Origin of the sequence: Nocardioides sp., from assembly GCF_047607185.1 — a bacterium.
Lineage (GTDB): Bacteria > Actinomycetota > Actinomycetes > Propionibacteriales > Nocardioidaceae > Nocardioides.
Genome location: NZ_JASGDQ010000140.1, coordinates 24,939 through 45,856, shown reverse-complemented (window position 1 = coordinate 45,856; position 20,918 = coordinate 24,939). Strand labels below are relative to the sequence as shown.

The following is a 20,918-nucleotide window of genomic DNA, read 5'->3' as shown; positions in this document are numbered from 1 at the left end:
AAGGCTGGACGCGCGAGCATGGCAACCACGAACGACCTCAAGAACGGCTTGGTTCTCAACATCGACGGCCAGCTCTGGCAGGTGGTGGAGTTCCAGCACGTCAAGCCGGGCAAGGGCCCCGCGTTCGTCCGCACCAAGCTGAAGAACGTCGAGTCGGGCAAGAACGTCGACAAGACCTTCAACGCCGGCACCAAGGTCGAGACCGCCACGGTCGACCGCCGCAGCTACCAGTACCTCTACAACGACGGCACCAACTACGTCTTCATGGACACCGCCACCTACGACCAGATCGAGGTCGACCCCGACCTGGTTGGCGACGCCAAGAACTACATGCTGGAGAACCAGGACGTCATCGTGGCCACCAACGAGGGCCGCGTCCTGTTCATCGAGCTCCCGGCCTCGGTCGAGCTCACCATCACCTACACCGAGCCGGGCGTCGTCGGCGACTCCGCCACCGGCCGCACCAAGCCCGCCACGCTGGAGACCGGCCACGAGATCCAGGTCCCGCTCTTCATCGAGCAGGGCGAGAAGATCAAGGTCGACACCCGCGACGGCGGCGCCTACCTGAGCCGCGTCAAGGGATGACGACTCCGCCCAAGGGCCGAGGAACCGCCCGCACCAAGGCGCGCAAGCGGGCGCTCGACCTGCTCTTCGCCGGCGAGGCACGCGGCCTCAGCCCGGTGGCGATGCTCGACGAGGCCATCGCCGAGGGCGAGGGTCCGACCAACCCCTACACCGCCGTGCTGGTGCGCGGCGTGACCGCCGAGCAGCCCCGCATCGACGAGGTGCTGTCGTCCTACTCCGAGGGCTGGTCGCTGGAGCGGATGCCCGCCGTCGACCGCAACGTGCTGCGCATCGGCGTCTGGGAGCTGCTCTACGCCGCCGACGTGCCCGAGCACGTCGCGGTCTCGGAGGCGCTCGCGCTGGTGCGCGACCTCTCCACCGACGAGTCGCCGCAGTTCGTCAACGGCGTCCTCGGCGCGATCCAGCGCGACAAGGCCAAGCTCACCGCGTGAGCGAGCCGGCTCGCACCGGGCCACTCCGGCCTCAGCGCTTGACCTTCTTCGCCTTGCTGGTCTTCGTCACGGCGAGATAGCGCTTCTTCGTCACCGTCACGCGGACCTGGAGCTCGGTGCCCTTGTCGGCCTTCCGCACCCGGTACGTCGCCTTGGTGGCATGGTCGATCGGCTGGCCGTCACGCAGCCACTGGTAGCGGACCTTGACCGGCTTGGGGCCCCAGCCGGTGGCGCGCGCGGTGAGCCTCTTGCCGACCCGGGCCTTGCCGGCGACCGCCAGCCTGCCGTTCTCGAGGGACTTCTTGACCACGGTGGCGGGGGAGGTCCCGACATAGCTGTTCCACCAGCCGGGCCGGTTGACGGTCACCTGGACCTGGACGGGCTTGCCGAGGTCGGCCTTGCGGAGCTTGTAGCGGGCTGTGGTAGCTCCGGTGACGACGCTCGTGCCGCGCAGCCACTGATAGCTGATCGTCGCATTGGGATCGGCGGTGACGCCGCTCGGCGCGGTGAGCACCCGCCCCACGGTGGGCTTGCCGGCCGTGGTCACCGCGGTCGACAGCGGCTGGGTCGGCCGGGTGCCCGCGGCCTGGACGATGGCTCGGGCGTAGGTGCTGCTGCCGTCGATGTAGTTGCTGTCGGCGTCGGTCAGATAGGCGGACAGCCGCGCCTCGATGTTGGCCCCCGACATGGCGCTGGTGACGGCGAAGGTGCTGGTGGCGCTGCCCTGGGTGGTCGCCTCGGGCTGGGGGATGCCGTCCACGAACCACTCCAGGATGCTGTGGCCGGCGGCAGTCGGCTGGCCGAAGCTCGCGGTCAGGGTCTGGCCGGCCGCGGCGGTGCCGGTGATCTGCAAGGGCGAGGTGAGCTGGGCGTGGAGCGCGCCGACCATATTGGTCTGGCTCCCCAGCCTGACGGGCTTGTAGCCGGGCAGGGAGGCGGTCACGATCGCCTGGACCCACTTGCCGTCCTGCGCCGAGGTCGGCGTGAAGGTCGCGCCGGTCGCGCCGGCGATGGGGCCGCTCGCTGCGCCGTCGTAGGCATACCACTGGTAGCTGAAGGTGGCGTTGGTCGGGCGCCAGCCCTCCTGCCCGACGACGGTCAGCGGCTGGCCGACCTCGAAGGCGCCCACCACGAACGGGTCGACGGGCGCCATGCCGAGACCCTCCGAGGGCAGCGTCATGGTCAGGGTGGTGGTGCCGTCAGCGGGAGCGGTCCAGGTCTGCGCGCTCTCGACCGAGGTCGCATCGGGCCAGCAGGTGTCGCGGTGCCGGACCTCGGGGAACCAGTAGCTCGACTCGGTGGCGTAGTCCAGGCCGTAGTAGCTGTCGGAGAAGCAGACCCGATAACCCGTGCCGGCATCCACGCTGTCCTCGAACCTGCCCGCCGCGTCGGTGAGGAGCGGACCCATCTGGAGGCCCACCCACTCACCGCCCTCCTGGTGATAGACGTTCCAGAAGACGTTGCGCAGCGGCTGGCCCTGCTCGTCGAGGGCGATGCCCGCGACCTTCGGTGAGCCGGCCGCGTCGGCGGAGACCGCGCTGAACGGGAGCAGCGCCAGCGCCGCAAGGATGATCAGGACATATCGAGTCAGCTTTCCCACGCAACAGACCTTGCCCAGCGGTGGCCGGGTTGAAACCGACAGGTGCCTGACCGGCTCGCGGGCTCGACCGGCGACGGGTAGCCTTCGGCTTGTTCGACATCCTTTAACGACCCGTCCCGTGAGGCGGAGAAGGAGGTCCCGGTGAGTGAGCAGGTGAGCGAACCACGGGTGCTGCGCCGGCAGCGAGGGGTGGCGTGATGCCTGGCCCCGACGGGCGGGTGGTGCTCGACGCGGACGACGTCTCGCGCGCGCTGACCCGCATCTCCCACGAGATCCTCGAACGCAACAAGGGAGCCGCCGGCCTGCTGCTGCTCGGGCTGCACACCCGCGGCGTGCCACTGGCGAGCCGGGTCGCGGCGCGGATCGAGGAGGTCGAGGGCCAGCCGGTGGCGGCCGGCTCGCTCGACGTCACGATGTACCGCGACGACCTGCGCAGCCATCCCACCCGGGCGCCGCACCGCACCTCGGTGCCGGGCTCGATCGACGGCAAGACGGTGGTGCTCGTCGACGACGTGCTCTACAGCGGCCGCACCGTCCGCGCCGCGCTCGATGCGCTCTCCGACCTCGGCCGGCCCGCCGCCGTACGGCTGGCCGTGCTGGTCGACCGCGGCCACCGCGAGCTGCCGATCCGCGCCGACCACGTCGGCAAGAACCTCCCCACCGCCCGCGACGAGCGGGTCTCGGTCCATCTCGTGGAGACCGACGGAGCCGACGAGGTGGTGATCTCGTGAGCGAGCTTGCGAGCGAACCGAGGGCATCACGCCGGCCACGAGCGCAGCGAGGGGCGAGGTCGTGAAGCGGCATCTGCTCTCCATCGACGACGTCACCGCCGACGACATCGGCGCCCTCTTCGAGACCGCGGCCGAGATGCACGACGTGCAGCGGCGCGAGGTCAAGAAGCTGCCCGCGCTGCGCGGCCGCACCGTCATCAACCTGTTCTTCGAGGACTCGACCCGGACCCGGAGCAGCTTCGAGATCGCCGGCAAGTGGCTCTCCGCCGACGTCATCAACCTCTCCGCCAAGGGCTCCTCGACCTCGAAGGGCGAGTCGCTGCGCGACACCGTGCTGACCGTGACCGCGATGGGCGTCGACGGCCTGGTGATGCGGCACTCGGCCTCCGGCGCCGCCCAGCAGGTGAGCCAGTGGGTGGACGTGCCGGTCGTCAACGCCGGCGACGGCACCCACGAGCACCCCACTCAGGCGCTGCTCGACGCCTACACGCTGACGCGCCGGCTCGGCTCGCTGTCCGGGAGGCACGTGGCGATCGTCGGCGACCTGACCCACTCGCGGGTCTTCCGGTCCAACCTCAAGTGCCTCACCAAGCTCGGCGCCTCGGTGACCGCGGTCGCCCCGCCGACGCTGATGCCGTCGGGGGTGTCGGCCTGGTCGAAGGAGGCCGGCTTCGCGACGTCGTACGACCTCGACGAGGTGCTGCCCGACGTCGACGCCGTGATGATGCTGCGGGTCCAGCGGGAGCGGATGAGCGGCGGCTACTTCCCCTCGGCCCGGGAGTACACCGTCGGCTACGGCCTCACCCGCGACCGGCTCGCCGCGCTGCGGCCCGGCACGCCGATCCTGCACCCGGGCCCGATGAACCGTGGCCTGGAGATCTCCGCCGACGCCGCCGACGCGGTCGACTCGGTCGTGCTCGACCAGGTCTCCGCCGGCGTCGCGGTCCGGATGGCCGTCCTCTACCACCTGCTCGCCGGCCCCGACGAGGGAGCGTCCTGATGTCCACTGTCCTGATCAAGGGCGCCTCGCTGCTGGGCGAGCGCACCGCCGACGTGTACGTCGAGGGCGGCCTGATCCGCGAGATCGGCGCGGTCTCCACGACCGCCGACAGGGTCGTCGACGCCGACGGGCTGGTGCTGCTGCCGGGGCTCGTCGACCTGCACACCCACCTGCGCGAGCCCGGTCGGGAGGACGCCGAGACGGTGCTCACCGGCTCGCGGGCGGCCGCCGCCGGCGGCTTCACGGCGGTGCTGGCGATGGCCAACACCACCCCGGTGACCGACACCGCCGAGGCGGCCGAGCACGTCTACGACCTCGGCCAGAAGATCGGCCTGGTCGACGTCCGGCCGGTCGGCGCGGTGACCAAGGGCCTGGCCGGCGAGGAGCTGGCCGAGCTCGGGCTGATGGCACGCTCCCGGGCCGGCGTACGCGTCTTCTCCGACGACGGCCGCTGCGTGGCCGACGCCCGGGTGATGCGCCGGGCGCTGGAGTACGTCCGAGCCTTCGGCGGGGTCGTCTCCCAGCACAGCCAGGACCCCTCGCTCGCGCCGCACACCGCCTGCTGTCACGAGGGCGAGCTCTCCGGACGGCTCGGCCTGCCCGGCTGGCCCGGCGTCGCCGAGGAGGTCATCGTCGCGCGGGACGTGATGCTCGCCCGTCACACCGGATCTCGTCTCCACGTCGCCCACGTCTCGACGGCCGGCTCGGTCGAGGTGGTTCGCTGGGCCAAGGCCCAGGGCATCGACGTGACCGCCGAGGTGACGCCGCACCACCTGCTGCTCACCACCGACCTGCTGGCCGGCTACGACCCGGTCTACAAGGTCAACCCACCGCTGCGGCCGGCCGAGGATGTCGAGGCGCTGCGCGAGGCGCTGCTGGACGGCACCGTCGACGCCGTCGCCACCGACCACGCCCCGCACGCCCGCCACGACAAGGAGCACGCCTTCGTCGACGCCGCCTTCGGCATGGTCGGCCTGGAGACGGCGCTGCCGGTGGTCTGGACGGTGCTGGGGGAGCAGCTGGGCTGGGCCGGCGTCGCGCGAGCGATGTCCGCCACCCCGGCTCGGATCGCCGGCCTGGCCGGTCAGGGTCGCCCGGTCGAGGTGGGGGAGCCGGCCAACCTGACCCTGGTCGACCCGGTCGCGTCGATCACCGTCGACCGCGACGAGAGCCTGTCGCTGAGCCGCAACAACCCCTGGCACGGCCGCACCCTGACCGGCCGGATCGTCGCCACCCTCCTGCGCGGCACGCCGACGTTCGGCGACTGACGCGGACCGGGTCATGACCGACGTCTTCTCGGAGCGGCTCACGGCGTGGCGTGCCTACACCGAGTCGCCGTGGGCGCGGATCCGCTACGCGCCGCTGGGGCGCTCCCACTGACATGTACGCATTTGGTTGTCGACATGTACATATCGACCTATCGTGGAGGCATGGCAGTGACGGCGACGCAGTTGCGGGCGGACATCTTCCGTCTGCTCGATCGAGTGCTCGAGACGGGTGAGCCGCTCGAGATCAAGCGCAACGGCAGGATCCTGCGGGTCGTGTCGACCCCGCCGGAGAGCAAGCTGTCGAGGCTGGTGCGACGCGAGGGCGTCGTCAACGGCGATCCGGACGATCTCGCCGAGCTCCAGGTCTACGACTGGGATCCAGATCGGGCGCTCAACCCTTGATCCACGTCGACACGCATGTGCTCGTCTGGCTCTACGAGGGCAAGCCGGAGAGGCTCGGCGACGGGGCGCGTGATCTGCTCGACAGCGAGCAGCTCACCGCGTCCCCGATGGCCGCACTCGAGCTGACCTGGCTGAAGGAGAGCGGCAGGATCAATCCCGAGCCGACGGAGATTCTCGCGTGGTTGACGCGCGAACTCGGCTTGACCGTCGACGCCACGCCATTCGCCGCCGTCGCGGCCGAGGCGGCGACCGAGACCTTCGCCTTCACCCGCGACCCGTTCGACCGGCTCATCGCTGCCAACGCCCGAGCCGCCGGGGTGCGGCTGCTGACCAAGGACCGGCGGCTCCGCAATCAGCTCGACTTCGCGATCTGGCCTGACTAGACTCGCTGTCATCATGCTGATCTCGCGCTGAACCGACCCGCGTCCGCGGCCGCACCTTCGGTGCCCTGGGCAGAGCCCGGCGGGTCCTCCTCGTCCCGGAGAGACCAGCGCATGCAGCCGATCGTCGTCACCGACCTCACCGTCGCCTTCCGCTCCGGACCCGTCCTGAGCGGCATCGACCTGACCGCCAGCCCGGGTGAGCGGGTCGCGCTGGTGGGCGAGAACGGCACCGGCAAGTCCACCCTGCTGCGGGCGATCGCGGGCACGCTGCCGCCGTACGCCCAGGTCACCGGCGCCATCGCGGCACCGGCCGACCTCGTCTGGCTGCCACAGGAGCCGCCGTTCGGCGACGACGACACCGTGGCCGACGTGCTCGCCACCACGCTGCGACCGCTGCGCGAGGCGGTCGCCCGCGTCGAGGCGCTCGCCGACCGGCTCACCGACGAGCAGGCGGCGCGAGAGTACGCCGAGATCCTCGACTGGGCGGTCGCCCACGACGCCTGGGACGCCGACCGGCGCGCCCTGCTGGCCGCCGACCGGCTCGGCCTGGCCGGCCTCGACGACGGGCGCCGGATCGGCACTCTCTCCGGTGGCCAGCGCAGCCGGCTAGCGCTGGCGACCGCCATCACCCGGCGACCCGACGCGCTGCTCCTCGACGAGCCGACCAACCATCTCGACGACGACGCGGTGGCGGTGCTGGTCGAGCTGATCCGCGACCTGCCCGGCGTGGTGCTCCTCGCCAGCCACGACCGGGTCTTCCTCGACGAGGCCGCCACCCACCTGGTCGACCTCGATCCCACCGCCTTCGGAACCGACGGCGACGGCGGTCGCCGGTTCGGCGGCGGCTGGACCGCCTACGAGGAGGCCAGGTCGGCGGCGAGGCAGCGCTGGGAGCAGACCTACGCCGAGCAGCAGGAGGAGCTCAAGCGACTCCGTGCCGCGACCCGGATCGGCACCGGCGCGATCGCCCACGACCGCGGCCCGACCGACAACGACAAGCTCAGCTACGGGTTCAAGGGCCAGCAGGTCGAGAAGACCCTCGCCCGGCGCAAGCGGGACGCTCAGCGCCGGCTCGCGGAGGCCGAGGAGGCGCAGGTGCGCAAGCCGCCCTCGCCGCTGCGGCTGAGCACGGAGCTGGCGACGGCCGGCAGCGGCCGCGTGGTCCTGATCCGGGGGCTGGTCGTCGCCGACCGGCTGCGGCTCGACCGGCTCGACCTCGTAGCCGGCGAACACCTGCTCGTCACCGGCCCGAACGGCTCCGGGAAGTCCACCCTGCTCGGCGTGCTGGCCGGCCGCATCACGCCGACCGGCGGCACGGTCCAGGTCACCGCCAGACGCGTCGCGGAGCTGACGCAGGACCCGATCTTCCCCGACCCGCGCCGCACCCCGCAGCAGCTCTACCGGGAGACGTTGGGCGAGGAGTACGCCGCCGAGCAGCCGCTCCGTCATCTCGGCCTGGTCCACCCCCGCGACCTCGGCCGACCGGTCGGCGCCCTCAGCGTTGGCCAGCGGCGCCGGGTCGCGCTGGCGCTCGTGGTCGCCACCGGCCCGGACCTGCTGCTCCTCGACGAGCCCACCAACCATCTCTCCCTCACGCTCGCCGGGGAGTTGGAGGAGGCCATCGGCCGCAGCCTCGGCACCGTGGTGGCCGCCAGCCACGACCGCTGGCTGCGCCGGCACTGGGAGGGCCGTGAGCTGCGGCTCGACGCCTACGAGACCTTCGGCAACGCCGCGGACACCAAGGCGTTGAAGGTGGTCATCCGGCGCTGAAGCCGGCGGGCCGAGCGGGCCGCGGTGGTCCCCACGATGACTCCCAGGCCCACCGCGGCCGAGGCCACGAAGACCGCCTGGCCGACGGCGGAGCGGTGCCGATGACGGCGTACGCCGCTGGGGTCGACCTCGACGGTGCCGCCGACCCACTCGGGGTCGGAGTCGGCCATCGTCTGCCGGTCGCCCCGGGCGGCGGTGCCGGTGTGCTCCTCGGCGAGCGCGCGTCGTACCGCCTCGGCGACGGGAAGCGTGCCGAGGACCGCGTCCGGCTCGCAGACCATGTCGTGACGCAGGCTCTTGAACAGCTCGACGACGGTGCTCCGGGGGATGCCGGTGAGCAGCGCGGCGGCGTGTCCGGCCAGCGCCTGCGGGATGGCCGGGAACGGCAGCTGCGGACGTGGCAGCTCCAGCTCCTCGGCCACCAGCGCGATCAGATCCGGATAGTCGAGCCGGTCCGGTCCGCCCAGATCGTGGTGACCGCGCCGGATCTCCCCACGAGCGACGGCGTCGGCGAGGTCGGCCAGCGTGCTCACCACGTCCTCGGCCGCCACCGGCTGCACCTGGCAGTGCATCCACGCCGGCACCGGGATCACCGGCAGCCGCTCGACCAGCCGCCGGATCAGCTCGAAGGAGGTCGACCCGGCGCCCACGATGACGGCGGCCCGCAGCACCAGCGCCGGCACCGCGCCACCGAGCAGGATCCGCTCGACCTCCAGCCGCGAGGCGAGATGGTCGGAGAGCTCGCCGTTCGGCACCAGGCCGGAGACGTAGACGACCTGCCTCACCTGGGCCTCGGCACAGGCCTGCGCGAACCGCTCCGCGCCCTCGGCGTCCTTGCGACGGAAGTCCGGGCCCGCCATCGAGTGCACCAGGTAGTAGGCGATCGTGCAGCCGGCGAGCGCGTCTCGCACGGTCTCGGGATCGGTGATGTCGAAGGCGACCGCGTCGACCCGGTCCGCCCAGGAGTACCGATCGGCGCGGTCGGGATCGCGGAGCCCGGCCGTCACCGGGTGACCCCGGTCCAACAGCTCCGGGATCAGCCGGGACCCGAGATATCCGGACGCGCCGCTCACGAACGCCACCATGTCGCACTCTTTCCTGCGCCAGCCTCGGCGCGATTGAATGGCACTCCATTCCCACACCGCGAGCCACCGGGGGTCAAGAGCGATCGGCGAGCCAACCCCGTGGACCACGGCCACGCCGGCCACCTGGGCGCTCCGCGTCGTGGTGCTCGGTGCCGGTGCGCTGGCGCTGCACGCGACCTTCGCCTTCGACTACGACCAGCCCGGCTTCTATCTCGCCTCCGGCGCGCTCGCGCTGGTGTGGCTGCTCGGCGGCACGCTGACGGCGCGACCGCGGTCGCCAGCGCTGCTCGGCCCGCGGCAGGGGGTGGGGCACGGCCTGCTCGCCGGCACCGGCCTCGGCGCGGTCTACTGCCTCGGTGCCGCGGTCGCGCAGGAGATCCCGCTGGTGGCCGACTCGATCGAGGCGGTGATCGGCCGGGTCGAGCCGGACGTCTTCGCCCCGGTGCTGGTGACCGCGCTGGTCGTGGGCGCCAGCGAGGAGGTGATCTTCCGCGGCGCGGTGGTCGACTGGCTGCCTCGCCCCGTGATCGCCTCGACGGTCTGCTACGCCGCCGTCACCGCCGCGACCGGCTCACTGGCCCTGGTGCTGGCCTCGGTGCCGCTGGGCCTGGTCGCGGCGCTGCTGCGGGTCCGCACCGGCCGGGTCGCCTCGGCGGTGGCCTGCCACGCGAGCTGGACGATGGTGACGCTGCTGATCCTCCCGGTCGTCGTCACCGGGTCCTGGTTCGGGGGCGGGGGCTGATAGTGTCGGTGGCGTCCGACATCCTTTAAGGAGCCGTCCCGTGAGGCGGAGAAGGAGGTACGGCGTGGCTCTGCCTGCCTATAGCAACACCCCCGCGGTCCTGGTCCTCGAGGACGGCCGCACCTTCCATGGGGAGTCCTTCGGGGCCGAGGGCGAGACCTTCGGCGAGGCCGTGTTCTCCACCGGCATGACCGGCTACCAGGAGACCCTGACCGACCCGTCCTACCACGGCCAGGTCGTGGTGATGACCGCCCCGCACGTGGGCAACACCGGCATGAACGACGAGGACCCGGAGTCGCGTCGGATCTGGGTCGCCGGCTATGTCGTGCGCGACCCCGCCCGAGTGCCGAGCAACTGGCGCTCACGGCGCTCCCTCGGCGACGAGCTGCGAGCGCAGGGCGTGGTCGGCATCAGCGGGGTCGACACCCGCGCGCTGACCCGGCACCTGCGTGAGCGCGGCGCGATGCGGGTCGGCATCTCCACTCATGCCGACGCCGAGACGCTGCTGGCGAAGGTGCGGCAGAGCGCGGAGATGAGCGGCGCCAACCTCTCCGAGGCGGTCTCCACCGATGCGGCGTACGTCGTCCCGGCCCAGGGGGAGCGGCGGCTCACCGTCGCTGCCCTCGATCTCGGCATCAAGGAGATGACCCCGGAGCGGATGGCCGAGCGGGGGATCGAGGTGCACGTGCTGCCGGCGACGAGCACCCTCGACGACGTGCTCGCGGTCGAGCCCGACGGGCTGTTCTTCTCCAACGGGCCGGGCGACCCGGCGGCCACCACCGGTCAGGTGGAGCTGCTGCGGCAGGCACTGGCCCGCGACGTCCCCTACTTCGGGATCTGCTTCGGCAACCAGCTCTTCGGCCGCGCCCTCGGCTTCGGCACCTACAAGCTGAAATACGGCCACCGCGGCATCAACCAGCCGGTGATGGACCTGACCACCCGCAAGGTGGAGGTGACCGCGCACAACCACGGCTTCGCGGTCGACGCGCCGATCGGCGAGGCCACCACCACGCCGTACGGCGTCGCCACGGTCTCCCACGTCAACCTCAACGACGACTGCGTCGAGGGCCTGGAGCTGCGCGACGAGGACGGCCGGCTCAAGGCGTTCTCGGTGCAATACCACCCCGAGGCGGCCGCCGGACCCCACGACGCGGCGTACCTCTTCGACCGCTTCGTCTCGCTCATGGAAGATCGGAAGGAGGTCTGACATGCCCAAGCGCACCGATATCTCCTCCGTCCTGGTGATCGGCTCCGGCCCGATCGTTATCGGCCAGGCCTGCGAGTTCGACTACTCCGGCACCCAGGCCTGCCGGGTGCTCAAGGCCGAGGGCCTGCGTGTGGTGCTGGTCAACTCCAACCCCGCCACGATCATGACCGACCCGGAGTTCGCCGACGCCACCTACGTCGAGCCGATCACCCCGGAGTTCGTCGAGAAGGTCATTGCCAAGGAGCGCCCCGACGCGCTGCTGGCCACGCTGGGCGGCCAGACCGCCCTCAACTGCGCGGTCGCGCTCGCCGAGAACGGCGTCCTGGAGAAGTACGGCGTCGAGCTGATCGGCGCCTCCATCGAGGCCATCGACCGCGGCGAGAACCGCGAGCAGTTCAAGAAGATCGTCGACGAGCTCGGCGGCGAGTCCGCCCGCTCGGTGGTCTGCCACTCGCTGGAGGATCTGCTGGCCGCGGCCGAGGAGCTCGGCTACCCGATGGTGGTGCGGCCCTCCTTCACCATGGGCGGCGCCGGCTCCGGGATGGCCTACGACGAGGCCGACCTGCGCCGCATCGGCGGCGCCGGCCTGGCGGCCAGCCCGACCACCGAGGTGCTGCTCGAGGAGTCGATCCTCGGCTGGAAGGAGTACGAGCTCGAGGTGATGCGCGACACGGCCGACAACGTCGTGATCGTCTGCTCCATCGAGAACCTCGACCCGATGGGCGTCCACACCGGCGACTCCATCACGGTGGCGCCGGCGATGACGCTCACCGACCGGGAGTACCAGAAGATGCGCGACCTCGCGATCGGCATCATCCGGGCGGTCGGCGTCGACACCGGCGGCTGCAACATCCAATATGCGGTCAATCCCGAGGACGGCCGGCTCATCGTCATCGAGATGAACCCGCGGGTCTCCCGGTCCTCCGCGCTGGCGAGCAAGGCGACCGGCTTCCCGATCGCCAAGATCGCGGCGAAGGTGGCCATCGGCTACACCCTGGACGAGATCCGCAACGACATCACCCGGGAGACGCCCGCGAGCTTCGAGCCGACCCTGGACTACGTGGTCGTCAAGGTGCCGCGGTTCGCGTTCGAGAAGTTCCCCGGCGCCGACCCGGTGCTGACCACCCACATGAAGTCGGTCGGCGAGGCGATGGCGATCGGCCGCAACTTCACCGAGGCGCTGCAGAAGGCGCTGCGCTCCCTGGAGAGGAAGGAGGCGGTCTTCTCCTGGGCCGGCGAGCCCGGCGACCGCGCCGACCTGCTGACCCGGATCGGGGTGCCGACCGACGGCCGGCTCGGGCTGGTCATGGACGCGATCCGCGCCGGCGCGACGCCGGTGGAGATCTTCGAGGCGACCAAGATCGACCCCTGGTTCGTCGACCAGCTCTTCCTCATCCACGAGGTCGCGGGCGAGATCATGTCCGCGGCGGAGCTGACCCCGGCGGTGCTGCGGCTGGCCAAGCGGCACGGCTTCTCCGACGTCCAGATCGGCGAGCTCCGTTCGATCGCGGGGGCAGGCATGTCCGCCGACGTGGTGCGCGGGGTCCGGCACGCGCTGGGCATCCGGCCGGTCTTCAAGACCGTCGACACCTGCGCCGCCGAGTTCGCCGCCAGGACGCCGTACCACTACTCCTCCTACGACGAGGAGACCGAGGTCGCGCCCCGGGAGCGGCCGGCGGTGATCATCCTCGGCTCCGGCCCCAACCGGATCGGCCAGGGCATCGAGTTCGACTACTCCTGCGTGCACGCCTCGATGGCGCTCTCCGAGGCCGGCTACGAGACGGTCATGGTCAACTGCAACCCGGAGACGGTGAGCACCGACTACGACACCTCCGATCGGCTCTACTTCGAGCCGCTGACGCTGGAGGACGTGCTGGAGATCGTCCACGCCGAGCAGCAGGCCGGTCCGGTCGTGGGCGTGATCGCCTCGCTCGGCGGCCAGACCCCGCTCGGCCTGGCCCAGGCGCTCAAGGACAACGGCGTGCCGATCGTGGGCACCTCGCCGGAGGCGATCAACCTCGCCGAGGAGCGCGGCGCGTTCGGGCGGGTGCTGGCCGAGGCCGGCCTGGTGGCGCCCAAGCACGGCATGGCGACCACCTTCCCCGAGGCCCGGTCGATCGCGGCCGAGATCGGCTACCCGGTGCTGGTGCGGCCGTCGTACGTCCTGGGCGGGCGCGGTATGCAGATAGTCTACGACGACGAGGCGCTGGCGTCGTACATTGAGGCGGCCACCGAGGTCTCCCCGGACCGGCCGGTGCTGGTCGACAAGTTCGTCGACGACGCCGTCGAGATCGACGTCGACGCGCTCTACGACGGCGCGGATCTCTTCCTCGGCGGCGTCATGGAGCACATCGAGGAGGCCGGGGTGCACTCCGGCGACTCGTCCTGTGCGCTGCCGCCGATCACGCTCGGCGACGCCGAGATCGCCCGGATCCGCGAGGCCACCCTGGCCATCGCCGAGGGCGTCGGGGTGCGCGGCCTGATCAACATCCAGTTCGCGCTCGGCTCCGACGTGCTCTACGTGCTGGAGGCCAACCCGCGGGCCTCGCGGACGGTGCCGTTCGTGTCCAAGGCGACCGCGACGCCGCTGGCGAAGGCGGCCGCCCGGCTGATGCTGGGGGAGTCGATCGCCTCGCTGCGCGCCGCCGGCGTGCTTCCTGCGGAGGGCGATGGCGGCACGCTGCCGGTCGACCAGCCGATCGCGGTCAAGGAGGCGGTGCTGCCGTTCAACAGGTTCCGTACGCCGGAGGGCGCCCAGGTCGACACCGTGCTCGGTCCGGAGATGAAGTCGACCGGCGAGGTGATGGGGCTCGACGCCGACTTCGGCCGGGCCTTCGCCAAGTCGCAGGCCGGCGCGTTCGGGCCGCTGCCACTGGCGTCGAAGGAGGGCGGAGGGAGGGTGTTCGTCTCGATGGCCAACCGCGACAAGCGCACCATGATCTTCCCGATCAAGGTCCTCGCCGACCACGGCTTCGAGATCCTGGCGACCCAGGGCACCGCCGAGGTGCTGCGCCGCAACGGCGTCACCGCGCGGGTGGTGCGCAAGCACTTCGACGGCCCGGGGCCGGAGGGCGAGAAGACGACCGTCCAGATGATCCTCGACGGCGAGGTCGACCTGGTCATCAACACCCCCAACGGCGCCTCCTCGGCGAAGAGCGCCCGGATGGACGGCTACGAGATCCGCACCGCCGCGGTGATGGCGGGCATCCCGCAGATCACCACCGTGCAGGGGCTCGGCGCGGCGGTGCAGGGCATTGAGGCGATGGAGCGTGGCTCGATCGACGTGCGGTCGCTGCAGGACTGGTCAGCCTCGATCAAGGCCCGCTGATGGGCAGGCCCTACCGGATGCTCTTCGAGCACGTGCTGTCCAAGCAGGACCCGGAGGACGCCCACCAGGCCGCCTTCCGGGCGATCCGTGCCGCCGGCCCCGCCCTCCACACGGTGAACAGACGCAAACTGACACCGAAGGCGCGCCGAGCGGACGCAAACGGACACGTGGAGGCCATGGGGCTGCGGTTCGCCAACCGGCTCGGCCTGGCGGCGGGCTTCGACAAGAACGCCGTCGGCATCGACGCACTGGCGGCGCTCGGCTTCGGCCACGTCGAGATCGGCACCGTCACTGCCGAGCCGCAGCCCGGCAACCCTCGGCCGAGGCTGTTCCGGCTGGTCTCCGACCGGGCGGTCGTCAACCGGATGGGGTTCAACAACGACGGCGCCGAGGTGGTCGCCGCGCGGCTCGCGGCTCGCGACGTCAGTTTGCGTCCGGTCAGCGCGCCTTCGGTGTCAGTTTGCGCCCGCTCACCGGTGCTGGGCGTCAACATCGGCAAGACCAAGGTGGTGCCCGAGGACGACCAGGCGGCAGTCGAGGCCGACTACGGCAAGTCCACCCGGCTGCTGGCGCCCTACGCCGACTATCTGGTGGTCAACGTCAGCTCGCCCAACACCCCGGGGCTGCGCTCGCTGCAGGCGGTCGAGCGGCTGGAGCCGCTGCTGGCCCATGTCCGGCGTACCGCGGACTCGGCGACCGACAAGCGGGTGCCACTGCTGGTCAAGATCGCCCCCGACCTCGCCGACGAGGACGTGCTCGCCGTCGCCGACCTGGCGCTGGCCCTCGGCCTCGACGGCATCATCGCGACCAACACCACGATCAGTCGCGACGGGCTGCGCAGCCATCCCAGCGAGATCGAGGAGGTCGGTGCCGGTGGCCTCTCCGGCCGGCCGCTGACCGATCGCGCGCTGGCGGTGACACGGCTGCTCAAGGAGCGGGTCGGCGACCGGCTCACCCTGGTCGGCGTCGGCGGGATCACCACGCCCGAGGACGCCCGGGCCCGGCTCGCTGCCGGGGCCGACCTGGTGCAGGGCTATACCGCGTTCATCTACGAGGGCCCGCTATGGCCGCGCCGGATCGCTCGGTCGCTGACGGAGGGAATGACTGATGACTAGCTTCGGGGAGCGCCTGGCCGCGACGGTGGCCGACCGCGGCCCGCTGTGCGCCGGGATCGACCCGCACGCCACGCTGCTGCACGAATGGGGGCTGGCCGACGACGTCGCCGGCCTGGAGCGGTTCGCGCTGACCGCCGTCGAGGGGCTCGCTCCGCACGTTGGCGTGGTGAAGCCGCAGAGCGCCTTCTACGAGCGGTTCGGCTCCCGCGGCGTCGCGGTGCTGGAGCGGGTGATCGCGGAGTCGCGGGCGGCGGGCGCCCTGGTGCTGCTCGACGTCAAGCGCGGCGACATCGGCTCCACCTCCCAGGCCTACGCCGAGGCCTATCTCGACCCGTCGAGCCCGCTGGCCGTCGACGCGGTCACGGCGAGCCCCTTTCTCGGCTTCGGGTCGCTGACGCCGATGTTCGACACCGCCGCCAAGCACGGCGCCGGCGTCTTCGTGCTGGGGCTCACCTCCAACAAGGAGGGCCCCGAGGTGCAGTCGGCCCGCGTGGGCACCGGCGAGACGGTGGCGCAGCGGATCTTCGACGGACTGCGCCGGCTCAACGCCGACGCCCGCGCCGCCGGGGCACTGGGCTCCTTCGGCGCCGTCATCGGCGCGACCATCGGAGACGCCGAGGAGGACATCGACTTCGGCGGTCCGATCCTGGCCCCCGGCCTCGGTGAGCAGGGCGGCACCCCGGCCGACATCCGCCGCATCTTCGGCTCGCTCACCGTGCTGCCCAGCTCCTCGCGCGGGTTGCTCCGGCACGGCCCCGACGTGGCCGCGCTGCGCGACGCGGCGCGGCGCACCAACGACGAGCTGCGCGGCTGAGCCCGTCGTACCCGTGACACGTCGGCGAGCAGCGGCGCACGTGGCCGTCGCGGTGGGACTCACGGTGACGGTGCTCAGCGGCTGCAGCAAGGACCCGTACGACGCCTACTGCGGCACCGTGAAGGAGCACCAGCAGGAGCTGACCCGCGCCGTCGACGAGCACGGCCTGCTGGCGGGGCTGGGCACCTTCGAGGAGTTCCAGGTCAAGGCGCCCGAGGACATCCGAGAGGACTGGCGGACGGTCGTCGACGCGCTCAACGGGCTGCGCACGGCGCTGGACGACGCGGGCATCGACTCGGGTTCATACGATCCCGCCCACCCGCCGGCAGGACTCGGCAAGGCCGAGCAGGAGCGCATCACCGCCGCCGCCGACCGGCTCGCCAGCCAGCCGACGAAGGACGCGCTGCAGGCAGTCGAGCAGCAGGCACGCGACGTCTGCCACACCCCGCTGACGCTGTAGAGGTTCCGCCAACAGGGCACACCTCTCGTTGCCCTCGCCGGTGGTGGCGGCTAGGTTGAGCCGGACCAGCCAGCCCGACCCGGACAAGGACCTGACGCACGTGGCTCTGCCCCCTCTCACGCCCGAACAGCGCCAGGCGGCCCTCGAGAAGGCCTCCGCTTCCCGACGGGAGCGGGCCGAGGTGAAGAACCGCCTCAAGCACTCCGGCGGCTCCATCTTCGACGTCATCGAGGAGGGCCAGACGAACGAAGCCATCGGCAAGATGCGGGTGCTCGACCTGCTCACCTCGGTGCCGGGCCTGGGCAAGGTCCGCGCCCGCCAGCTGATGGACCGGATCGGCATCGCCGAGAGCCGGCGGGTCAGGGGACTGGGCTACAAGCAGATCGCCGCCCTCGAAGAGGAGTTCGCCGGGCGTGGCTGAGAACGCGGAGCCGGCGCTTCCGAGTTCTCAAACACGCTCTGAGACCGGCGACCGGCCCACCAGGTCGCGCCTGGTCGTGCTGGCCGGGCCGACGGCGGTCGGCAAGGGCACCGTCGCGGCCGATGTCCGGGCCCACCACCCGGAGGTGTGGTACTCCGTCTCCGCGACCACCCGCAAGCCCCGCGCCGGCGAGCAGAACGGCGTCCACTACTGGTTCGTCTCCGAGGAGGAGTTCGACCGCATGATCGCCGCGGACGAGCTGCTGGAGTGGGCGGTCGTCCACAAGGTGGCCCGCTACGGCACCCCTCGCAAGCCGGTCGAGGAGGCGCTCGACGCCGGCCGGCCGGCGCTGCTCGAGATCGATCTGCAGGGCGCGCGTCAGGTGCGCGACACCATGCCTGAGGCGCTCTTCGTCTTCCTCGCCCCGCCGGACTGGGAGGAACTGGTACGACGCCTGGTCGGCCGGGGCACCGAGACCGAGGAGGAGCGCGAGCGCCGCCTGGAGACCGCCCGTGGGGAGCTGGCCGCCTCCGCGGAGTTCGACGTCGTCATCGTCAATCGCGAAGTTCACGCTGCCGCGGAGGAGTTGGTAGCCTTGATGACGCTCGGCACCCCGAGCCCCCCGCCGGAGGCGGGAAGTTCCTTCCAGCCCAGACGAAGTGAGGCCTGAGTTCGTGGCTGCCCCCGAGATCGACGCCCAGGGCGTGACCAACCCCTCGATCGACGACTTGCTGTCCAAGACCGACAGCAAGTACAAGCTGGTGCTCTACAGCGCCCAGCGCGCCCGCCAGATCAACGCCTACTACTCCCAGCTCGGCGAGGGCCTGCTGGAGTACGTCGGCCCGCTGGTCGACACTCACGTCCAGGAGAAGCCGCTCTCGATCGCGCTGCGCGAGATCAACGACGACCTGCTCACCTGTGAGGACGTCGACCCGGCCGAGCTGGCCGCCGCGGAGGCGGGTCGTGCTGCCTCCACGGCCAAGGCCGCACCCTTCCCCGACGCTGAGTGAGCGATCCGCTGAGCCAGGTCACCGACCCGACGGCCGCCATCCCCGCGGGGAGGCGGCCGACGGTCGTTCTGGGGGTCTGCGGCGGCATCGCGGCGTACAAGGCCGCCGAGCTGCTGCGGCGGCTCACCGAGTCCGGCCACGACGTCACCGTGGTGCCGACCCGGACGGCGCTGGAGTTCGTCGGCGCACCGACCTGGGCGGCGCTGTCCGGCAAGGAGATCGCCACCGAGGTCTTCGAGCACATCACCGAGGTGCCGCACGTGCGGATCGGCCAGCAGGCCGACCTCGTCGTGGTCGCCCCGGCGACCGCCAACACGCTGGCCCGGGCCGCCCACGGCCTCGCCGACGACCTGCTCACCAACGTGCTGCTCACCGCCCGCTGCCCGGTGGTGTTCGCGCCCGCGATGCACACCGAGATGTGGGAGCACCCCGCCACCCAGGCTAATGTCGCCACGCTCCGCGAGCGGGGCGCCATCGTCATCGAGCCCGCCGAGGGCCGGCTGACCGGTAAGGACACCGGTAAGGGCCGGTTGCCCGACCCTGCCGAGATCTTCGAGCTCTGCGTCGAGGTGCTCGACCGCGGCCCGCTGCGCCCTGACCTGGCCGGCCGCCAGGTGGTGGTCAGCGCCGGCGGCACCCGGGAGTATCTGGACCCGGTCCGCTTCCTCGGCAACCGCTCCAGCGGGCTGCAGGGCTACGCACTCGCCCGCGCCGCCGCCGCCCGCGGTGCCGAGGTCACCGTGGTGGCCGCCAATGTGACGCTGCCAGACCCGGCCGGCGTCAAGGTGGTCCGCGTCGAGACCACCGCGCAGCTGCGTGACGAGGTGGTCGCGGCCGCGGCCGGGGCCGACGCCGTGGTGATGGCGGCGGCGCCAGCCGACTTCCGGCCCACCAGCGTCAGCGACGCCAAGATCAAGAAGGCCGCCGACGGCTCGGCGCCCACGATCGAGCTCGCCCAGAACCCCGACATCCTGGCCGAGATCAGCCACCACCGGCCCCGTCCCGACAGCGTCATCGTCGGCTTCGCCGCCGAGACTGGCGACGAGACCGGCAGCGTGCTGGACCTGGCCCGCGCCAAGCTGGCCCGCAAGGGGTGCGACCTGCTCGTCGTCAACGACGTCAGCGGGGGAGCGGTCTTCGGCAGCCCCGACAATCAGGCCGTCATCCTGGGCGCCGACGAGACGTCGTACGACGTGCCGTTGGGCTCCAAGCGACTCCTGGCCCATGTCATCTGGGACCAGGTCGCCGCACGTCTGACCAGCCATTGACCGAGACGGCCGTCCGAGGAGTGGACAGTCTCCTCTAACCTACGACTGGAACCTGACCCGTAGATAGGGAGTTGGATCGTGACCGGACGTCTGTTCACCTCGGAGTCGGTGACCGAGGGGCACCCCGACAAGATCGCCGACCAGATCAGCGACACGGTGCTTGACTATCTCCTCGCCCACGACCCGAAGAGCCGGGTCGCGGTCGAGACCTTGCTCACCACCGGCCTGGTGGTCGTGGCCGGCGAGGTCACCACCGACGCCTACGCGCCGGTGGCGCAGCTGGTGCGCGAGAAGGTCCTCGAGATCGGCTACGACTCCTCCGAGAAGGGTTTCGACGGCAACTCCTGCGGCGTCCAGGTCGCCATCGGCGCGCAGTCGGCCGACATCGCCCAGGGCGTCGACGACGCCTTCGAGGAGCGCGTCGAGTCCTCCGCCGACGAGCTCGACAAGCAGGGTGCTGGCGACCAGGGCCTGATGTTCGGCTACGCCTGTGACGACACCCCCGAGCTCTACCCGCTGCCGATCAAGATCGCCCAGACGCTGGCTGAGCGGCTCGCCGAGGTCCGCAAGGACGGCACGCTGCCCTACCTGCGCCCCGACGGCAAGACCCAGGTGACGATCGAGTACGACGACGACAACCGGCCGGTCCGCATCGACACCGTCGTGCTCTCCACCCAGCACGCCGAGGACATCGACCTGGAGAAGACGCTCGCTCCCGACATCAAGAAGCACGTCATCGAGCCGGTGCTGGAGTCCTTCAAGGCCTCGGTGCCCTCCGACGACTACCGGCTGCTGGTCAACCCGACCGGGCGCTTCGTGGTCGGCGGCCCGATGGGCGACGCCGGCCTGACCGGCCGCAAGATCATCGTGGACACCTACGGCGGCATGGCCCGCCACGGCGGCGGCGCCTTCTCCGGCAAGGACCCGTCGAAGGTCGACCGCTCCGCCGCCTATGCGATGCGCTGGGTTGCCAAGAACATCGTCGCGGCCGGGCTGGCCCGTCGTGCCGAGGTCCAGGTCGCCTACGCCATCGGCAAGGCCCACCCGGTCGGCGTCTTCGTGGAGACCTTCGGCACCGAGACGGTACCGGTGGAGAGGATCCAGGCCGCCGTGCTCGAGGTCTTCGACCTGCGCCCCGCCGCGATCATCCGCGACCTCGACCTGCTCCGCCCGATCTACGCCCAGACCGCGCGCTACGGCCACTTCGGCCGGGAGCTGCCCGACTTCACCTGGGAGAAGACCGACCGCGCCGAGGCGCTGAAGGCCGCCGCCGGAGTCTGACGCGAGTCGGCAGAAGT

Annotated in this window: 21 protein-coding genes; 19 read left to right on the top strand and 2 right to left on the bottom strand. The window is 71.4% G+C overall.

Annotation, left to right across the window (positions count from 1 at the left end; translation table 11 throughout):
• Positions 1-18 precede the first annotated feature (18 nt).
• Together efp and nusB are read left to right on the top strand one after the other, a co-directional pair.
• The gene (gene efp, locus QM595_RS16740) at positions 19-585 is read left to right on the top strand and encodes an elongation factor P (RefSeq protein WP_415172713.1); all 567 of its coding nucleotides are present in this window, start codon (positions 19-21) and stop codon (positions 583-585) included.
• Positions 582-1,016, top strand: coding sequence for a transcription antitermination factor NusB (nusB, locus tag QM595_RS16735; protein ID WP_415172712.1), 435 nt, complete (start codon positions 582-584; stop codon positions 1,014-1,016). Before efp ends, nusB begins: the two co-directional genes overlap by 4 nt.
• A 31-nt stretch (positions 1,017-1,047) precedes the next feature.
• On the opposite strand, the gene QM595_RS16730 is transcribed toward nusB, so the two are convergent.
• A complete protein-coding gene (locus tag QM595_RS16730) occupies positions 1,048-2,616 on the bottom strand; it encodes a hypothetical protein (protein WP_415172711.1) in 1,569 nt (522 codons plus the stop codon).
• Between the two features lie 197 nt (positions 2,617-2,813).
• On the opposite strand from QM595_RS16730, the gene pyrR reads away from it, so the two are divergent.
• From pyrR to QM595_RS16700, 6 genes are all read left to right on the top strand, one after another.
• Complete coding sequence (pyrR, locus tag QM595_RS16725; RefSeq protein WP_415172710.1) at positions 2,814-3,347, top strand: bifunctional pyr operon transcriptional regulator/uracil phosphoribosyltransferase PyrR; 534 nt, start codon at positions 2,814-2,816, stop codon at positions 3,345-3,347.
• Between the two features lie 61 nt (positions 3,348-3,408).
• Positions 3,409-4,347, top strand: a complete 939-nt coding sequence (locus QM595_RS16720) for an aspartate carbamoyltransferase catalytic subunit (protein WP_415172709.1) — start codon at positions 3,409-3,411, stop codon at positions 4,345-4,347.
• Positions 4,347-5,615 carry a dihydroorotase gene (locus QM595_RS16715; protein ID WP_415172708.1) on the top strand — a complete coding sequence of 423 codons (1,269 nt, stop codon included), beginning with the start codon at positions 4,347-4,349 and terminating at the stop codon, positions 5,613-5,615. The genes QM595_RS16720 and QM595_RS16715 overlap by 1 nt, the downstream gene beginning before the upstream one ends.
• A 162-nt stretch (positions 5,616-5,777) precedes the next feature.
• The gene (locus tag QM595_RS16710; RefSeq protein WP_415172707.1) at positions 5,778-6,017 is read left to right on the top strand and encodes a type II toxin-antitoxin system Phd/YefM family antitoxin; all 240 of its coding nucleotides are present in this window, start codon (positions 5,778-5,780) and stop codon (positions 6,015-6,017) included.
• Positions 6,014-6,400 carry a type II toxin-antitoxin system VapC family toxin gene (locus tag QM595_RS16705; protein ID WP_415172706.1) on the top strand — a complete coding sequence of 129 codons (387 nt, stop codon included), beginning with the start codon at positions 6,014-6,016 and terminating at the stop codon, positions 6,398-6,400. The genes QM595_RS16710 and QM595_RS16705 overlap by 4 nt, the downstream gene beginning before the upstream one ends.
• Before the next feature lie 111 nt (positions 6,401-6,511).
• Positions 6,512-8,170 (top strand): ATP-binding cassette domain-containing protein, encoded by a 1,659-nt coding sequence (locus QM595_RS16700; protein ID WP_415172705.1) that lies wholly within the window; start codon positions 6,512-6,514, stop codon positions 8,168-8,170.
• Here the strand turns inward: QM595_RS16700 and QM595_RS16695 are convergent.
• Positions 8,110-9,255: an NAD(P)H-binding protein gene (locus QM595_RS16695; protein WP_415172704.1), complete on the bottom strand. Its 1,146-nt coding sequence runs from the start codon at positions 9,253-9,255 to the stop codon at positions 8,110-8,112. The genes QM595_RS16700 and QM595_RS16695 overlap by 61 nt on opposite strands.
• Positions 9,256-9,292: 37 nt before the next feature.
• On the opposite strand from QM595_RS16695, the gene QM595_RS16690 reads away from it, so the two are divergent.
• From QM595_RS16690 to metK, 11 genes are all read left to right on the top strand, one after another.
• Positions 9,293-9,997: a lysostaphin resistance A-like protein gene (locus QM595_RS16690; protein WP_415172703.1), complete on the top strand. Its 705-nt coding sequence runs from the start codon at positions 9,293-9,295 to the stop codon at positions 9,995-9,997.
• A 64-nt stretch (positions 9,998-10,061) separates the two neighbouring features.
• A complete protein-coding gene (carA, locus tag QM595_RS16685; RefSeq protein ID WP_415172702.1) occupies positions 10,062-11,204 on the top strand; it encodes a glutamine-hydrolyzing carbamoyl-phosphate synthase small subunit in 1,143 nt (380 codons plus the stop codon).
• A gap of 1 nt (position 11,205) precedes the next feature.
• On the top strand, positions 11,206-14,532 hold the full coding sequence (carB, locus tag QM595_RS16680; protein WP_415172701.1) for a carbamoyl-phosphate synthase large subunit: 3,327 nt from the start codon (positions 11,206-11,208) through the stop codon (positions 14,530-14,532).
• A complete protein-coding gene (locus QM595_RS16675; protein ID WP_415172700.1) occupies positions 14,532-15,647 on the top strand; it encodes a quinone-dependent dihydroorotate dehydrogenase in 1,116 nt (371 codons plus the stop codon). The genes carB and QM595_RS16675 overlap by 1 nt, the downstream gene beginning before the upstream one ends.
• A complete protein-coding gene (gene pyrF, locus QM595_RS16670; protein WP_415172699.1) occupies positions 15,640-16,461 on the top strand; it encodes an orotidine-5'-phosphate decarboxylase in 822 nt (273 codons plus the stop codon). Before QM595_RS16675 ends, pyrF begins: the two co-directional genes overlap by 8 nt.
• 40 nt (positions 16,462-16,501) lie before the next feature.
• On the top strand, positions 16,502-16,921 hold the full coding sequence (locus QM595_RS16665) for a hypothetical protein (RefSeq protein WP_415172698.1): 420 nt from the start codon (positions 16,502-16,504) through the stop codon (positions 16,919-16,921).
• A 100-nt stretch (positions 16,922-17,021) separates the two neighbouring features.
• Positions 17,022-17,342: an integration host factor, actinobacterial type gene (mihF, locus tag QM595_RS16660; RefSeq protein WP_415172697.1), complete on the top strand. Its 321-nt coding sequence runs from the start codon at positions 17,022-17,024 to the stop codon at positions 17,340-17,342.
• Positions 17,335-18,012: a guanylate kinase gene (gmk, locus tag QM595_RS16655; RefSeq protein ID WP_415172696.1), complete on the top strand. Its 678-nt coding sequence runs from the start codon at positions 17,335-17,337 to the stop codon at positions 18,010-18,012. The genes mihF and gmk overlap by 8 nt, the downstream gene beginning before the upstream one ends.
• Positions 18,013-18,016: 4 nt before the next feature.
• On the top strand, positions 18,017-18,352 hold the full coding sequence (rpoZ, locus tag QM595_RS16650) for a DNA-directed RNA polymerase subunit omega (RefSeq protein ID WP_415172695.1): 336 nt from the start codon (positions 18,017-18,019) through the stop codon (positions 18,350-18,352).
• 38 nt (positions 18,353-18,390) lie between these two features.
• Positions 18,391-19,620, top strand: coding sequence for a bifunctional phosphopantothenoylcysteine decarboxylase/phosphopantothenate--cysteine ligase CoaBC (gene coaBC / locus QM595_RS16645; protein WP_415172723.1), 1,230 nt, complete (start codon positions 18,391-18,393; stop codon positions 19,618-19,620).
• A gap of 78 nt (positions 19,621-19,698) precedes the next feature.
• Positions 19,699-20,901: a methionine adenosyltransferase gene (metK, locus tag QM595_RS16640; protein ID WP_415172694.1), complete on the top strand. Its 1,203-nt coding sequence runs from the start codon at positions 19,699-19,701 to the stop codon at positions 20,899-20,901.
• Positions 20,902-20,918: the final 17 nt, after the last annotated feature.